This is a genomic window from Candidatus Avelusimicrobium sp. (genome assembly GCF_051874775.1).
GTDB lineage: Bacteria > Elusimicrobiota > Elusimicrobia > Elusimicrobiales > Elusimicrobiaceae > Avelusimicrobium.
In genome coordinates this window covers 41,083-56,069 of sequence record NZ_JBJEGE010000017.1, presented here as the reverse complement: position 1 = coordinate 56,069, position 14,987 = coordinate 41,083, and the positions used below count along the sequence as shown (strand labels likewise).

Annotated in this window: 15 protein-coding genes; 5 read left to right on the top strand and 10 right to left on the bottom strand. The window is 47.5% G+C overall.

Translation table 11 applies throughout. The features are described from left to right. Positions 1 to 150: 150 nt before the first annotated feature. The 5 genes from ACI351_RS03650 to ACI351_RS03630 all read right to left on the bottom strand — a co-directional run bounded on the left by ACI351_RS03650 (position 151) and on the right by ACI351_RS03630 (position 4,655). Positions 151 to 1,152, bottom strand: coding sequence for a hypothetical protein (locus tag ACI351_RS03650; protein ID WP_439733903.1), 1,002 nt, complete (start codon positions 1,150 to 1,152; stop codon positions 151 to 153). 472 nt (positions 1,153 to 1,624) lie between these two features. Next, positions 1,625 to 2,722: a tetratricopeptide repeat protein gene (locus ACI351_RS03645; RefSeq protein WP_439733902.1), complete on the bottom strand. Its 1,098-nt coding sequence runs from the start codon at positions 2,720 to 2,722 to the stop codon at positions 1,625 to 1,627. 8 nt (positions 2,723 to 2,730) lie between these two features. Further along, positions 2,731 to 3,096, bottom strand: a complete 366-nt coding sequence (locus ACI351_RS03640) for a response regulator transcription factor (protein WP_439733901.1) — start codon at positions 3,094 to 3,096, stop codon at positions 2,731 to 2,733. Between the two features lies 1 nt (position 3,097). Continuing rightward, positions 3,098 to 3,613 (bottom strand): gamma carbonic anhydrase family protein, encoded by a 516-nt coding sequence (locus ACI351_RS03635; protein ID WP_439733900.1) that lies wholly within the window; start codon positions 3,611 to 3,613, stop codon positions 3,098 to 3,100. Beyond that, positions 3,597 to 4,655, bottom strand: coding sequence for a lysylphosphatidylglycerol synthase transmembrane domain-containing protein (locus tag ACI351_RS03630; RefSeq protein ID WP_439733899.1), 1,059 nt, complete (start codon positions 4,653 to 4,655; stop codon positions 3,597 to 3,599). The genes ACI351_RS03635 and ACI351_RS03630 overlap by 17 nt, the downstream gene beginning before the upstream one ends. Positions 4,656 to 4,768: 113 nt before the next feature. Between ACI351_RS03630 and uvrA the strand changes: the two genes are divergently transcribed. Next, entirely contained in the window at positions 4,769 to 7,723 is a 2,955-nt protein-coding gene (gene uvrA / locus ACI351_RS03625; protein ID WP_439733898.1) for an excinuclease ABC subunit UvrA, read from the top strand. 3 nt (positions 7,724 to 7,726) lie between these two features. Here uvrA and ACI351_RS03620 read toward each other — a convergent pair whose 3' ends face one another. After that, positions 7,727 to 8,221 carry a pilin gene (locus ACI351_RS03620; protein WP_439733897.1) on the bottom strand — a complete coding sequence of 165 codons (495 nt, stop codon included), beginning with the start codon at positions 8,219 to 8,221 and terminating at the stop codon, positions 7,727 to 7,729. Between the two features lie 124 nt (positions 8,222 to 8,345). On the opposite strand from ACI351_RS03620, the gene ybaK reads away from it, so the two are divergent. Further along, the gene (gene ybaK / locus ACI351_RS03615; RefSeq protein WP_439733896.1) at positions 8,346 to 8,828 is read left to right on the top strand and encodes a Cys-tRNA(Pro) deacylase; all 483 of its coding nucleotides are present in this window, start codon (positions 8,346 to 8,348) and stop codon (positions 8,826 to 8,828) included. A gap of 81 nt (positions 8,829 to 8,909) precedes the next feature. Then, positions 8,910 to 9,752: an RDD family protein gene (locus tag ACI351_RS03610; RefSeq protein WP_439733895.1), complete on the top strand. Its 843-nt coding sequence runs from the start codon at positions 8,910 to 8,912 to the stop codon at positions 9,750 to 9,752. A 147-nt stretch (positions 9,753 to 9,899) separates the two neighbouring features. On the opposite strand, the gene ACI351_RS03605 is transcribed toward ACI351_RS03610, so the two are convergent. From ACI351_RS03605 to ACI351_RS03590, 4 genes are all read right to left on the bottom strand, one after another. Beyond that, entirely contained in the window at positions 9,900 to 10,391 is a 492-nt protein-coding gene (locus ACI351_RS03605; RefSeq protein ID WP_439733894.1) for a type IV pilin protein, read from the bottom strand. 345 nt (positions 10,392 to 10,736) lie between these two features. Beyond that, positions 10,737 to 11,588 carry an RDD family protein gene (locus ACI351_RS03600; RefSeq protein ID WP_439733893.1) on the bottom strand — a complete coding sequence of 284 codons (852 nt, stop codon included), beginning with the start codon at positions 11,586 to 11,588 and terminating at the stop codon, positions 10,737 to 10,739. A gap of 92 nt (positions 11,589 to 11,680) precedes the next feature. Then, positions 11,681 to 12,211, bottom strand: coding sequence for an OmpA family protein (locus ACI351_RS03595; protein ID WP_439733892.1), 531 nt, complete (start codon positions 12,209 to 12,211; stop codon positions 11,681 to 11,683). Positions 12,212 to 12,572: 361 nt separating this feature from the next. Then, positions 12,573 to 13,541 carry a hypothetical protein gene (locus ACI351_RS03590; RefSeq protein WP_439733891.1) on the bottom strand — a complete coding sequence of 323 codons (969 nt, stop codon included), beginning with the start codon at positions 13,539 to 13,541 and terminating at the stop codon, positions 12,573 to 12,575. Positions 13,542 to 13,673: 132 nt separating this feature from the next. On the opposite strand from ACI351_RS03590, the gene ACI351_RS03585 reads away from it, so the two are divergent. Continuing rightward, entirely contained in the window at positions 13,674 to 13,838 is a 165-nt protein-coding gene (locus ACI351_RS03585; RefSeq protein WP_439733890.1) for a hypothetical protein, read from the top strand. 100 nt (positions 13,839 to 13,938) lie between these two features. After that, complete coding sequence (locus ACI351_RS03580) at positions 13,939 to 14,985, top strand: hypothetical protein (RefSeq protein ID WP_439733889.1); 1,047 nt, start codon at positions 13,939 to 13,941, stop codon at positions 14,983 to 14,985. Positions 14,986 to 14,987 lie beyond the last annotated feature (2 nt).

Below are 14,987 nucleotides of genomic sequence, written 5' to 3'. Positions count from 1 at the left end.
TCGGTTTTGCCGAGGGTTTTTATACGCAAAAAATATCCTCCTGCACAGCAGGTTTGTTTAACATATAAAAAGCCGGCGCATAATGCGCCGGCTTTTTACTTACCGCAAAACAATCATCTGCAAAGTCTTGTCACTAAGAATTGTTCTCTATCAGAGTATGCCTTCGATAGCCTCCGTTGCGCCGGGGCGCTCTATATAAGACATCGCACCAGGTCCCTTAGGAGCGGCGGCGGCACAATTGTTGCTATCAGTAACTTCAGTACACTTAGCACAATAATAACCATATACGCACGCATTGTTCGCGTTAAGTTGGCTGTAAATTAAGCCGGTTATTAAGTAAAAGGCTCCTTCCGTGCAGCCTTTCATTGGAAGGTCGCTGGAATAGATGGGTGTTGGCTCGCTCTCGTTGCATTTCATATCCGTTGTGTAATAGGTCGTCTTATTCAATGTATTAGTGCAGTTTTCTGCTGCACCAAAATCAGGTGTGGTAAAAGTGGTCCACGTAAAACCAGTAATACAACGTTCCTTGTCACTATCGTCTCCGCTATCATCTTCTCCGCTACTGGCACCTTTTGATTTTAACAAATACTGGTTGGCACAGGAACTCTCTTTATCTTTATCTTTATCTTTATTACACGCAGCATCATCCTGATACTCATTGCTCCATACCATATCCGCCGCCGCGTGCTGTGCAGTAATTTGCGATGCTCCGTTATTTACATTCAGCGTTGTTGCTTTCGCACCCGCTACCGTCAGCGTTGTACCGTACAAATTGTTAGACTTCCCAACCCCTTGCCCTGATACATTCACGACTTTAGACAATAAACGGCTTCCTTCTAATTCTCCGGCCGAGTTTAACGTGATTTTCTGCAAAACGTAATCACCCGCGTTTGAACGGCCTAATGTGGTGTTTGGGGATAAATTCGTATTTTCGATATCGACATTATTATTCCCCTTTAACTGTACTTTCCCTCCCGTACCAATTTTCGTACAGAAATTAACCGTTGTACCTTGGGCAGGATCAGAATAGTCCACCGCTTCCAATCGGTTAAATGAGCCTACAGGACTAGACAATACAGTAACAAACTGCATTTCTTCAGCAAACACACAAGAGGACAGTAACGTAAATACAACAGAAAAAATTTTCTTCATAAAAACTCCTCAATATATCCAAAATTCTTTTCACAAAAAGAAAATAAAGATTATATGGATGATATTATTTTTATTTTATCAAAAAAAAATAAAAAATCAAGCCCAGCAGCCGTGACCTTAGCCACACGGCAGACAAGTGACCTCTTAGTTAGGTCACGCTATTGTAGAAATTCCGCAAACCAATAAACGGAAACAAAAAGGAAAATAAAAGCTCATAACTGTTTCTGTTCAGAATCTGCCGATTTTAAAAAACAAGAGAGATTCTGTGCCCCTACGGAGCACAACCCTGCATACTTTATATCTAAACGTATATTTCTTCTTGTATTTCTATTTCTTTATTCTCTGTCTATAATGCCCCGCCCCACAGTAGGACCTTAGCAGCCATCTGCACAGCCGATGGTTTTCTTTAGATAAAAAACGGATAAGCAAGAAGGTTTATCCGTTTGGCGCATATTAAACTGTGCCGTTTTTATCAAGTGTAGCTTTCCAAATACGTGTGCAACCCTTCGGCGCGCGCTTGTTTGACGCCTGCGTCGTACAGTTCCTCGGCCTCTTCCGTGCGTCCCATTGCATACAGCACCTGCGCCAACGATAGTTTGGTTAAAATCTGCCCGCGCATTTCGTCGGAATTATCAAATAAGACTTTGGCTTCTTCTAAATCTTTTAAAGCGGCGGACATTTTATTTTTACGCTTTAAAATATCAGCACGCCCCCATTTCACAAACCCAAGATCCACCGTATCGTTAATGGAGGAATACAACTTGTCGGCTACGTTATAATGACGCAGCGCCGCATCGTACTTCCCCTGTTGGCGCAAGCCGTTGGCCATACCGCAGTTGGTATAGGCTTTACCGAACAAATCTTCGCTTTTACGAAAGATTTTCTCCGCCAGTTGGTAATTTTTTACGCAGTCGTCTATTTTCCCGCAAATGCGGCTGATACCGGCCAAACCGCAATGCCCGTAGGCCACGCTGATGTCGTCGCCTGCTTTTTTGGCAAGCGTAATGGCTTTTTTAAATTGGGCAATTCCTTCCTCAAAATGACCTTGAAGCCGGAAAATTCCGCCTTTCGCCCAGCAAATAAAGCTCATACCGGTGTAATCTTTCTGTTGGGTGTAGGCAGACAAAACGGCATCCAACAAATCGAGGGCTTCTTCCAGGCGGCCCCATGCGCGCAGCGCCATCCCCATTTCCTGCATGGCGCGCACGATAAATTCGTCATATTCCAATTCCTGCGCCATTTTTAACGCGTCCTCTGCCAGTTCGTATGCGGCGGAAGAATGCCCCAAGGTACGATAGCAGGCTGCCATTGCCAAAAGCACATCCATACGCGTTTCGGCTTCGTCCGCCACGCCTAACGCCTTAGCATAACTTTTGAGTGCATCCTCAAACGATCCGAGCTGACGCTGGGCTTCACCTGTTAAAAACCAACCGGAAGCGTCTTTTGTGCGCACGGCGGATAATTTCTGTAAAGCATCCGAAGGTTTATTATTTTCCAACAAAGCTTCAATATCCGCCAAATCCGGTTTGGCGGCAGTTTTTTTCGTCTTGTTTTTGGCAGCTACGGGCATAGACTCTCCTATAATTTTAAATGCTTTTTAATTTCGGCCATTGTAGAGGTCAAATCGTACGGTTTGGGAATAAAATAGTCGGCTCCGGCTTCCTGCGCGCGGTCGCGCGACTGCGGGTCCGAAAGTGTAGACATAATCACAATCGGAATCCGCCACGTACCGTTATCGGTTTTTAACAATTTGCAGACTTCAAACCCGCTGAGTTTAGGGAGCATTAAATCAAGCAGAATCAGATCCGGCTTAACCTGTTTGGCAAGGCTCACCCCCGCTACGCCGTTTTCTGCCCAAAACACTTCCACGCCCTCCACTTTCAACGCGCCGGAAAGAGCTTGTCCAAGCACTTTTGAATCTTCAATTAAAACCACTTTTTTCATATTAAATTTCTTCGCAATGGTCTTTGTACAGGCGCACGGCGGCCGCGTATTCGCGCGCATTTTTGATAATACCGTTTACTTCGTCCTCTTCCAAGCGGCGCACCACTTTGGCGGGAACTCCCATCACCAGCGATCCCGCAGGGATATTTTTCCCCGCCGGAACTACCGCCCCCGCACCGATAATGCAGTTGGGGCCGATTTCGCTTTCCATTACCACGGCGTTCATACCGATTAAGCAGTTGTCGCCGATTTTGCTGCCGTGCACCACCGCTCCGTGCCCGACACTGACGCCTTTTCCGATTACAGCGGGGCAGCCGTAATTGACGTGCACACACGCGTTTTCCTGAATGTTGGAGTTTTCCCCCACGGAAATGGACGCAATATCCCCGCGCAACACGGCACAGGGCCAGACGGACACATTGTCCCCAATAGTTACATCGCCGATGATAACGGCTGTTTTATGGATAAAACAAGATGGGCTGTTTTTAGGCACCAGTTCGTTAATTCTTTCTTTCATACAAAGCTCCTTTCGGGTGTTTTGGTTTCACGGGAGAGGACGAAAGCTGCAAACCCCAGTAAATAAAAATGCTCACAATGCCAGGCAAAACATAATACACCACGCGGTAAATGAGCGTAGCCATTAAAGCGGCGTCCCAGTCAATGCCCATTTGGGAATAAACGGCTGTCATCGCTAGTTCCATCGCGCCGAGCCCCCCGGGCAGCAGCGGGATAAGCGTCGTTACCATACCGACGGCAAAACCGGCCACCAATACCCCCGCGGAAATATGCACGCCCACGGCGCGAAACGCAAAGTACAAAACCATAATCGTAAACAACCAGTCGGCGCAAACGTATACAATCGCACCCGTCATTTTGTTTTTCTTTTTATGGATCAAATCAATTCCCTCGTCCAGCTGGTCCATAAAATCGTCATACTTGCCTTTGGGAATCAGCGCACGGAACACGCGGTAGAGCACCTTGTTCATCAAGCGGAAGGTTTTGCGCAGCCATTTGGAGCGCCATTCATCATTAAACAAGAACGCGGTTACCACCACGCACACGGCGCACATAACTAAAATAAGCGAAAAATTTTTCAAGATCTGCGCCGTCGTGGCCGACGCATTAAAAAGCATTAGTACCGAGCCTTGCAAAATGATAACCGCCAGCACGAAATACAGCAGCACGGTAATCACGATACTGGCCGTTACGCACGTGCCGAACGGCACCCGCCGGCGATTCAGTAAATGCGCACGCAAGGCAAACCCGCTCGCGCCAAACGAGGACACCACATAATTTACCGTCGTTGAAACGAGAGCAATACCGATAGCCGCACTCTTGCTGATTTTGCGTCCCATTACGCGCAGCACTTCATACAGACTAAGCCCCATTGCTACGTAAATCAGCACGGAAGAAAGAATGGAAAGGAACAAGAAGCTTATCTGTACACTTTGCCAAATTTTTACAAAACTGTCCTTGGCTTGGTAAATCATAAAGGCAATCAGGCCTATAGACAGCACCACTCCCAGCGAATAGCATAAAAATTTAAGCGGCTTCTTCACGCGCACACTCCGAGAAAATAAGTTAAATAAATTATATAATTTATTTGTATAAAAAACACCCGCGCCACAGCCATACCCGCGTGGGTGTTTGTTTCCCCAGAAAGGTTAAATTTATGAAAAGCATTAAAGTCATTGGGGCCAAGGGCCACAATTTAAAAAATATTACCGTAGAACTTCCCAAAGACAAAATGGTAGTAGTAACGGGGCTTTCCGGCTCCGGCAAGAGTTCTTTGGCATTTGACACCATTTACGCCGAAGGACAACGCAGATATGTGGAAAGTATGTCCGCCTATGCGCGCCAATTTTTAGATTTAATGGAAAAACCGGACGTGGAACACATTGAGGGCTTATCCCCCGCCATTTCCATTGAACAGCGTAATCCCTCCAAAAATCCGCGTTCCACCGTGGCCACTGTTACGGAAATTTACGATTACCTGCGCCTGTTATTTGCGCGTATCGGTCACCGCCACTGTCCCCAGTGCGGGCGCGAAGTGGAAGCGTGGAGCGTGCAGGGTATCGCGCAAGACATTTTGAAAAAATTTGCGGATAAAACGCTTTATATTTTGGCACCCGTCATACGTGGCCGCGCGGGCACATACGAGGAACTATTCGCTAAGTTTAAAAAAGAGGGGTACGTCAAAGCGCGCGTAAACGGCGAAATTATCTCTTTAGACCACACGCCTACGTTAGAACGCTATAAAAAACACACCATTGAACTGGTGGTGGACGAATTTTATGTGGACGAATTTGACCGCGAACGCTTAGTTGAAAGTTTGGAAACCGCATTAAAATACGCACGGGGCCTTGTGCATATTTTAGAAACAGACGGAAAAAATTCCGTGGATTTTACCTACAGCGAAAGCAACGCCTGCGCGCATTGCGGGATTGGGTTTAGTGAACTGGAACCGCGGTTATTTTCTTTTAATTCGCCGTACGGCGCGTGTCCGGAATGTAACGGACTGGGAGTCAAAATCGAAGTGGCGGAAAATCTGGTGGTTCCGAACCCGACAATTTCCATTAACGAAGGTGCTATTGCCGCGTGGGATAATCCGGTTACCACCAGAACCCACCGCTGGAAAAACTCGTGGAGCGAATACTATTACGATATTCTGCGCCAAGTCTGCCGCCGCAACAAAATCAATATGAACACGCCGTGGCGGGAACTGCCCAAAGCGCAGCGCGACTTACTGCTCTACGGCACGGGCGGCGCAAGTTATACCTCGCTTATTTCCGGCGGAGAACAGGAGTTTGAAGGCGTAATTACCAACTTACAAAGGCGCCATAGCGAAAGCGAAAGCGATTTTGTAAAAGAAGAAGTCTACAACCGCTTTATGCACGAAGTCACCTGCCCCGTCTGCCGCGGTGCGCGTTTAAAACCCGAAGCCTTGGCCGTACGCGTAGCGGGTAAAAACATCAATGAAATTACGGCCATGCAGGTTTCGGCGGCGGTGGAATTTTTCAAACAATTACAGTTAACCGACCGCGAAAAAATCATTGCCAAAGACGTATTAAAAGAAATCAACGCGCGCCTGGGCTTTTTAAACAGCGTAGGTCTTAGCTACTTAACTCTTAACCGTATGAGCCAAACCTTATCCGGCGGCGAAGCCCAGCGTATCCACTTGGCTACGCAAATCGGATCTGGCTTAACGGGTGTGCTGTACGTGCTGGACGAGCCAACCATCGGCCTCCATTCGCGCGACAATGACCGTCTGATTGAAACGCTTAAAAACCTGCGGGATTTGGACAATACGCTTATTATCGTCGAACACGACAAAGACACCATTTTAGCGGCCGACTATGTGGTGGAACTCGGTCCCGCGGCGGGCGAACACGGGGGAAACATTGTGGCGGCGGAAAACACGGCGGACTTTTTGAAAGACAAAAAGTCGCTGACGGCCTCATACCTAAACGGACGGAAGATGATTCTCCCCCCCGCAGCCCCGCGCAAAGGCAACGGCAAATTCTTGAAAATACAAGGAGCCAAACAGTTTAATTTAAAAAACATCAACGTTAAAATTCCGCTCGGAAAATTCGTGTGCGTAACGGGCGTATCCGGCTCCGGCAAAAGTACGCTTATCCACCAAATCTTGTACCGCGCGCTGGCGCGCAAATTTTACAATGCCAAAGATGCCCCGGGAGAACATAAAATCATCACGGGCCTCGATAATATCGACAAAGTGATTATCGTCGACCAGAGTCCCATCGGCAAAACACCGCGCAGCAACCCTGCCACCTATACGGGCGTGTTTTCGCACATCCGCGATTTATTTGCTGAAATGCCCGAAGCCAAGCGGCGCGGGTATAAGGCGGGCCGGTTTTCGTTTAACGTAAAAGGAGGACGCTGCGAGAAATGCCAAGGAGACGGAATTTTAAAAATCCAAATGCAGTTCCTGCCCGACATTTACGTCAAATGCGAAGAATGCCACGGACACCGCTTTAACGAGGACACGTTACAGGTAAAATTCAAAGGCAAAAATATTGCCGAAGTGTTGGATATGAGCGTATCGCAGGCACTGGAATTTTTTGACGCGATTCCCAAAATCAAACGCTATTTAAAAACGCTTAACGACGTGGGCCTCGGGTACATTAAACTGGGCCAATCCGCCACCACACTTTCGGGCGGCGAAGCACAGCGCGTCAAACTGGCCGACGAACTTTCCCGCAAAGGAACAGGCAAAACTCTCTATATTTTGGACGAACCCACCACAGGCCTCCACTTTGCCGATATTGATAAGCTCTTGCAGGTGCTTCACGGCCTTGCGGATAAAGGCAATACGGTGCTTATTATTGAGCATAATTTGGACGTCATCAAAACGGCCGACTGGCTGATTGACCTCGGCCCCGAAGGCGGCGACAAAGGCGGGCAAATTGTTTGCGAAGGAACACCGCGCGAGGTGGCCGCGTGCGCCGGCTCGTATACGGGCAAGTACCTTAAAAAGGAACTGGACGAAATGGACGCGTTTATGAAAGCGCAAGGCATTACACTGGCGGAACGGCAGGAAGAAAAACCGAAACTAACCGGAACGAGAGTTAAAAAAACAAACGCTAAAAAGCCCGCAAAAAAATAAAAACTAAGGCTGTAGATACAAATAACCTTCTTGTTTGGTAAAACCGATGATTTTGCACCAATTTGTAGAATCATCTATATTACGACAACTAATCTTGTTAAAACTACCCGAACCAGACTGGGCCGTCGTTTCTAAAAAGTATTTATCTCCGCGACGCCTGGCATAAATATATTGCCCGTCCAAAGCATAGACAAAATTTTTGCTGGCAGGACCGCAAACCGGATCGACACAATCCGAATCCGTTTCCCCGTGCAAAGTGATATCTGCCATCGAAAACAAATTATCTCCATCTTCATTCCCCTGCATACACTCGGGTACTTCACCGTGGGATAAAAAACACAAAGCCTGTTGCTCCCGCAGCGTTTTCAACATTTGTAACGCCTCCGTCGCGCGGGATTTTTCCACCGCCCTCGTATACTGCGGCAGCGCAACCGAAGACAAAATACCGATAATTAATACAACCACCAACAGTTCAATCAACGTAAAACCTTTGCTCATAAAACCTCCTTAACAAGTTAATTTAAAGGCTTTATGGTTAATACCGCCTAAAAGTTACCCTATAATATCAAAAAAACAAAACAACCCGCTGCCGACGTACGGCCAAAAATTCTATAATTTAATTATGAAAGAAAAAATCCACAAAACAAACGCCGCACGCCAGCTGGACGAACTCAATATTCCGTATGAGCTCATCCCGTACAAAGTAAACGAGGAAGATTTAAGCGCCGCGCACGTAGCCGCCGGTTTGGGCGAAAATATAGACCAAGTATATAAAACCCTCGTCTTGCGCGGGGATAAAACGGGGCCGTTTGTCTGCGTAATTTCCGGCGGCGCGGAACTGGATTTAAAAGCCGCCGCACGCGCCAGCGGCAACAAATCGTGCGAAATGGTGCACGTGAAAGAACTTTTTATGCTGACGGGATATATTCGCGGCGGATGTTCCCCGCTGGGAATGAAAAAACACTTTCCCACCTTTATCCACGAAGACTGTATTTTATGGGATCACATCTATATCAGTGCGGGAATACGCGGCCTGCAAATAAAAATTAATCCGGACGACCTCTTAAAAGCCGCCGGAGCCCAAACCGCCGACCTCTGCCGCTGAACCAAATCTACTCTATTTTTGCCCTTGCCGATTTTTCTCCCGCCCGTATACTATAAATATAACGATAAACGGGGGTATATTATGTACGCAAGCGTATGGAAGCGTTTTGTTGCGTTTTTAATTGACGCGGCGGTTTTCGCCGTCATATACTGGATTTTATCCCAAATGTTAAGCGGGGCCACCGTGCCGCTTGTGCTGTTGGTTATCATTTGGCTGTATTATGCACTACTTGAAAGTTCGCCGATTCAAGCCAGTGTGGGCAAAATCATTATGAACATCAAAGTGGTGGACCGCCGCGGACGAAGGCTGACGTTTTGGCAGGCTACGGAGCGTATGCTATCCAAACTGATTACCAACCTTACGTTTTATTTCGGCTTTTTTATTGCCGCATTTGATAAAAAGAAACGAACGCTGCACGACCGTGTCAGCCATAGCGCGGTTATCGTCAAGAATACCGATTTTGACCCATATGCCGGAGAGGAAGAAGAAACGGAAGAAGAGTCTCTGACGCTGATTACAGTAGTGTCCATTCTCTTGGCACTGACGTTTGTGATAATGCTTTTGGGACTTGTGGCACTGCCGCAATACCAACGCACGGAACGTCATATTCAGCTTTCGCGCGTACTGACTGGATTGGAACAAGCCGCGCGGGAACAGCAAAAAGATGCCTCCCATTTAGGAACAGACCCGCGCGAATGGCAAGGGGAATACAACGGCTGTAAAAAAATCAATCCGCAGAAACTAATCTGTAAAGGGTATGAACTGGTGCTGGACGCAGGCGGCGTAACGGCGTTGGCACGTTCGAAAGGAATGGATATTTTGTATTCCTTGTATTATTCGTTTGACGGCGGACCGGTAATGTGCCACTCCGACACAGCCGTCGGAAGAGAATTATGTTCCACACTGACGGACGCGCCGAAATAAAAAGCACTTGTCTCTGCCGGCAGGCGGCGGGAAGCCTGCAAGGTGCGGCGCAGAGCGTCTGGAGATTTTTATCACATAGCAAAACTCCCCCGATTATTCTATCGGGGAAGTTGCTTCAAAAATAAATACGCGCTGATGCCGACTTTTCTAAAAACAGCTGACGCTTTGTATTTCATCCGGCTTGACAAAAATCGCACAATTGGGTCCTTTACAACAGCGAGATCCGTCTTTTTTTAGCAATACATAATGTTCATTCCCCCCTTTGGTAAAAATAAACAATGTGTAGATATTGGGGCTATTAGCAAAGGTAGAATAAGCACAACTACTCCACGCACTGGAAGGACACGGAACACTACAAACGCTTCCACCGGAACAGTTATCAAAATCCACAGACATTTCGTCAAACTCGCACCCAATGCCCTCCAAGTCGTTTACCTGACACGCTTGGTTCATTGTCGCCAGTTTGCTCCACACACCGGCCATACGGCTCTTTTCCACCGCTTTCGTGTACTGCGGCAAGGCCACCGACGATAATATGCCGATAATCAACACAACTACCAACAATTCGATAAGCGTAAAACCTTGTTTATTGGATCCTGAAATAAATTCAGGATGACGGCAAAGCGTAAAACCTTTCATATTCGTTTTCTCCATTTTTAAAAAGTCATCCTGCTGGTTTCTGCCGCAAAGACTACCAATTTTAAGCAAATAAACCACAATCGGAAGTGCCCACGCAGAAACACTACGGAATAATCCTATCGTATCAAAAAAAAAAAACGAGTCAAGCCTAACAGCGGGGTTTCCCGCTTACCCCACTCTTTTGATTAATGCAGCCACACTGTTTTAGAAATGAAGCTCCTAAAGAAACAACTATCCAGAGGCAGCCACCTGCGGCTCACTCCCAACGGGCGAGTCCGTTGCAAATTGCGCCGCAAAAAACCGCCCCGACAAACTGCGCCGGAGCGGTTTAAAAATTATTTTCCGTTATTCGCCGGGGGAGTAATAAACGGGCGTTTTCTTTGCGTCTCGCGCAACAGCGCTAAGCTTATAACGGTTTCCGTTCACGCCGATTTTAAATCCTTTCGGCGAAAGTACTTTCTGTGTATCGCGCTGGAATTGCACCGGATCGCCGGAGAGTAAAGACAAACGCAATAAATCATTCGTATACCGGCCATAACGCGTATAGTGGGCTTCTTCCAAGAGTGCAATGTTGACCAAATGTTTGCGCGCGCGGTCCACATAATATTTGTCTATTATTGCCCCGCCGCCAAAGAACTGGGAATAAGCAATCCACGCAAAAGAGGCCAACAAGACCGTCCCCAATAACCGCACCATTATCTGTTCTATCCACGATTTTTGACGGATTTGCACTACCACGCTTCCGCTTAAAAAATCCTGAAGCGCGCGATGCCTGTCATCAAAAAAAGCCACTAAAAAACCACACATAAAAAGCGCCGCACTGATGTAGTATCCAATGGCGCGTTTAAACGCTTGGAACAGCGAAAGCGGACCGCTTAAATCCTTTTTTACAACGGCAATTCCCACCAAACTTTTGCCCAAGGTTACGCGGTCGCCGCTTGATAAAATCGTTTCGTACAAAATAAACACGCCGTTAATGCCGCCCAATATGGCAATCAGGCCCCAAAGCTCCATATCCGGTCCCCACCATTTCATAATCAACGCGGCAATAAGCTGCGTAGGAATAAACACCGCTCCGTAATCAATCAGCAACGCGACAAAGCGCTCACTTACCGCCGAATACACCACTTTCGATTGCTCTTGGGGGGCGGCTGCGGATACCTCCGGTTCCATAATATTAATGCGATGTTCTGTCATAAAAGGACAACCTCTTCTTTCATTACAAGTTTTTCAAACCAACTTAAGAATTTACTGCTCCGGTTGTCCAACACCGGAGCAGAAAAAACGGGCTAGTAAATGGAGTTCCACTTGCGCGTAGTAAACGAGAACTCTACGCGGCGGTTTGTGCGGCGGCCTTCGCTGGAATTATCCAACGTCAGCGGGCGGTCTTTACCGTGCGAATGAATACGGATTCGTTCCGCATTTACGCCGCGACTTACCAAATAAGCCTTCATTGCAGCGGCACGGGACGACCCCAGCCAATAATTGTACTCTTTAGATCCCAGCACGTCCGTATGGCCTTCTACAATTAGATGCAAGGAAGGGTGGGAATGCATAATGTTGGCCACTTTATCCAAAAAAGGGTACGCATAATCCGGCGGACGGATGGAATCAAATTCATACGTAATGGCCGGCAACTTCAGCGTTTTGGCCATACGAGCTTCGCTCTGGTTATAAAGTTTTTGGTTAATACGGGCTTGTTCTTCAATGACCGGATCTTGTTTAACGGGAACAGGAATATCCTCATCCTGTTTTTGGGATGAGGCGCACGCACTCAGCGCGGCTAAGGAAATCAATAACAAAACGGTTCTTATTTGCATATCAAAAAACCTCCTGTCACCATTATAGCAAAAGAACGGGAAAAACAGTAAAAAATCCTATTTTAAAAGATATCCACATACTGTGGACAACCTGTGGATAACTTTTCCCGCACTCTACAGTTGTTCACAAAAAACTGCTTTTTTTCGCCGCCTTTTGGCAAAAACTCAAAGAGAATTGTGGATTAAAACGTATTTTCTGTGGATAACTTTCCATTTGTATAGGAAATAGCCCGCATTTCTCTCTTTTTATCGACGGGGAGACTCCCATCGATCCGTTTTTCTACCGTATGCTGAATTTTTAAAAAGCTGTTGACAAGTCTGCTTTTTTTTTGCATAAAAACGCGTTTTTTCAGCGTTTTGGCTATTTTTTAAGCTTAATTTTAAAGGTAAAAGACGGTTTATCCACAACCGGCCGGATTTTTACCGTTCCCGCCTCCGCGCCGGACAATACGGTTAACGCCCCGCGCGGTGCATTCCAATATAAATAAACGGGGCTTACGCGCAGCGCGGACGGCACATAATCATATGTTAAACCGTTTTTTAAATGTGCCAAAATACGGACAAAAGCCTCTTCGCCGGCATCTAAAGACAGTTCTTTTTCGCTGGTTTGAACGGAAAAACGCGTTAACGCCACTTCGTTTTGCGGCACAAAAAAGTATCCCGCGGGGAGCGCGCCAAACCAAGCGGATTCCGCGCGCGCATACTCTAGCGCAAAACCGGTTCCGTAATTAAGCCCCGCCGCTTCCAACGCCTGCTGCGCCCGAGCCAATTCTTCCTGCGTTCCCGTAACAAACGCGCGAAACGGTTTTTTGGGCAGCGGTATTGTCTCCCAAACATTTTCCGGCGACGCCAGCGCAACGCCGCCAAACGCTTCCGGCGCGTTTAACAAAGTTAAAGCCATTTTTGCCCCCGCTTCGCCGCGGGCCGCAATTACGCGGTTCTCCGCGCCCGACAGCACGGGGTAATTCGTCTCCAGATAAGGCAACAGTTCGCGCGTGACAAAACGGGTAATGGTTTGTTCGTCCGCATAGTCGCCGTCCTGAAAATCTACAGCGGCCACGATCATTTTGTTTTGCTTCATAAACGCTTCCGCTTCCGCTGCCTGTTTGGGGCCGGCCCCCAACAATACCGCCAGCGGATACGTTCCCTTTAACGGCACAAACGGCTCGGGCAGAAAGACAGTCAGCGTATGACTGTTACCAATGATGGCAGACGGAAAATGCGCGAAAGTTTCCCGTCCGGGTTTGATAATCATAATTTCTTCGTTTTGGGCAAAAAGTATATGCGCGCCCAGCAACAAAAATACAGTGAAAAAAATAAGTTTTTTCATATATAGGATTCTAGCATATCCCACACGCAACAAGCCATAGACCTAGAGGTTGGTGGGTCCAAAGGCCCTTGTTTTTATCCATTAAAACAAGTAGATTTGAAATATAAGACTCAGTATTGAGGGAGCCTGTTTATGACGAAAAAAACATCTTTGCGTTTTTTACTTGCTTTGGGAAATACTAAGGTAGTGGTACTTAATGAACAAGAAAGACTGCAAGTATATGCAAGACAAGATTCCACCCATAAAAAACACGCAGTAGCTGCCGAGCGGATTTCAGAAGCGCTGTCCGTTCAGTAACCGCCGTCTTTTCCATTTACTCCGCCGCTTGACACGCGGCGGAGCTTTTTGTCCGCGTAACGCATACATAATAAGTTATAATGGGAATAAGAGGACCATTATGTTTCAAAACAAGAACCTGTTCTTATTAACCTTTTTGGTAATGTCTGCGGCAATGCCCGTCTGCGCCGCCGGCTCCCTGCAAAAGACGCTTCCGCTTTTGCAAAAGCACCGCCGAACAGCAGCGGAAAACCAACAAGTGCTGACCATTTTCCGTACTGCCAAAGATCCGGACACTGTCTTTGCCGCCGGAGCCAGCCTCGTTAAAACGCCGCCCGCTAAAGCGCAGGAGCCCGCGTTGTTTAACTTGGTCATCCGGCCGACCGATCCGCTGAAACAAACCTTTGCCGCGGTTATTATTACGGCAATGGGCCAAACACACGAAGAATTATTGCCCATTTTAGAGCAAGCCCTTACCGGTCAAGATCCTGTCTTGCGTGCATACGCAGCCGGTGCGTATGCGTTTATCCGCCCGCAAGAGACTGCCCACTCCGCAGAAATCGTACGGCTGTATATTTTTGATCCCGCGTTTGCCCTGCGCGCAATGAACCAAACGGCCCAAGACGCCCAAGCGCAAACCAAAATTTTAAAGGAAGCTTCCGGATCCACAGATGCCCAAATCCGTGCGGCGGCAGCCGCGTGGTTGGGAGCGCTTCATACACAGGAAGGGGCCAAACTCTTATTAAAAATGGCAAAAACGGAAAAGGACTCCCAAGTTTCCGCGCAAATTGCCACAGGGCTGGCTAAAAACCGCAATTTGACGATGCAATCCATTGTCAAAGAATTACGCCGCAGTCCGCAGTCGGAACAGTCAGCCACCTATGCGCTTGCGCTTGGTTTTATGACGGGCAATGCTACAGAGGCCATACGTAAAGGGTTAGAAGATAAAAACGCAAACGTCCGCGCCAATTCCGCACGGGCCGCTGCCTATATGGCGGGAGTGTTATCCAATCCGGACGCATTCGCCTATACGTCTGACCGCGCTTTTGACATCAGCTTGTTAAAAAGTCTTATTCCCACACTAAACCTGCGGGCAAACAACGCGTCCGGTGATGAAAAAATATATGCTGAAAACGCTTTACGACAAATCGAAAAACTAATGGAGTAAAA

Coding starts and splice junctions, on each gene's coding strand:
- ACI351_RS03650 (WP_439733903.1), bottom strand. CDS start 1,152: ATGAAGAAAATTTTTTCTGTTGTATTTACGTTACTGTCCTCTTGTGTG.
- ACI351_RS03645 (WP_439733902.1), bottom strand. CDS start 2,722: ATGCCCGTAGCTGCCAAAAACAAGACGAAAAAAACTGCCGCCAAACCG.
- ACI351_RS03640 (WP_439733901.1), bottom strand. CDS start 3,096: ATGAAAAAAGTGGTTTTAATTGAAGATTCAAAAGTGCTTGGACAAGCT.
- ACI351_RS03635 (WP_439733900.1), bottom strand. CDS start 3,613: ATGAAAGAAAGAATTAACGAACTGGTGCCTAAAAACAGCCCATCTTGT.
- uvrA (WP_439733898.1), top strand. CDS start 4,769: ATGAAAAGCATTAAAGTCATTGGGGCCAAGGGCCACAATTTAAAAAAT.
- ACI351_RS03620 (WP_439733897.1), bottom strand. CDS start 8,221: ATGAGCAAAGGTTTTACGTTGATTGAACTGTTGGTGGTTGTATTAATT.
- ybaK (WP_439733896.1), top strand. CDS start 8,346: ATGAAAGAAAAAATCCACAAAACAAACGCCGCACGCCAGCTGGACGAA.
- ACI351_RS03610 (WP_439733895.1), top strand. CDS start 8,910: ATGTACGCAAGCGTATGGAAGCGTTTTGTTGCGTTTTTAATTGACGCG.
- ACI351_RS03605 (WP_439733894.1), bottom strand. CDS start 10,391: ATGAAAGGTTTTACGCTTTGCCGTCATCCTGAATTTATTTCAGGATCC.
- ACI351_RS03600 (WP_439733893.1), bottom strand. CDS start 11,588: ATGACAGAACATCGCATTAATATTATGGAACCGGAGGTATCCGCAGCC.
- ACI351_RS03595 (WP_439733892.1), bottom strand. CDS start 12,211: ATGCAAATAAGAACCGTTTTGTTATTGATTTCCTTAGCCGCGCTGAGT.
- ACI351_RS03590 (WP_439733891.1), bottom strand. CDS start 13,541: ATGAAAAAACTTATTTTTTTCACTGTATTTTTGTTGCTGGGCGCGCAT.
- ACI351_RS03585 (WP_439733890.1), top strand. CDS start 13,674: ATGACGAAAAAAACATCTTTGCGTTTTTTACTTGCTTTGGGAAATACT.
- ACI351_RS03580 (WP_439733889.1), top strand. CDS start 13,939: ATGTTTCAAAACAAGAACCTGTTCTTATTAACCTTTTTGGTAATGTCT.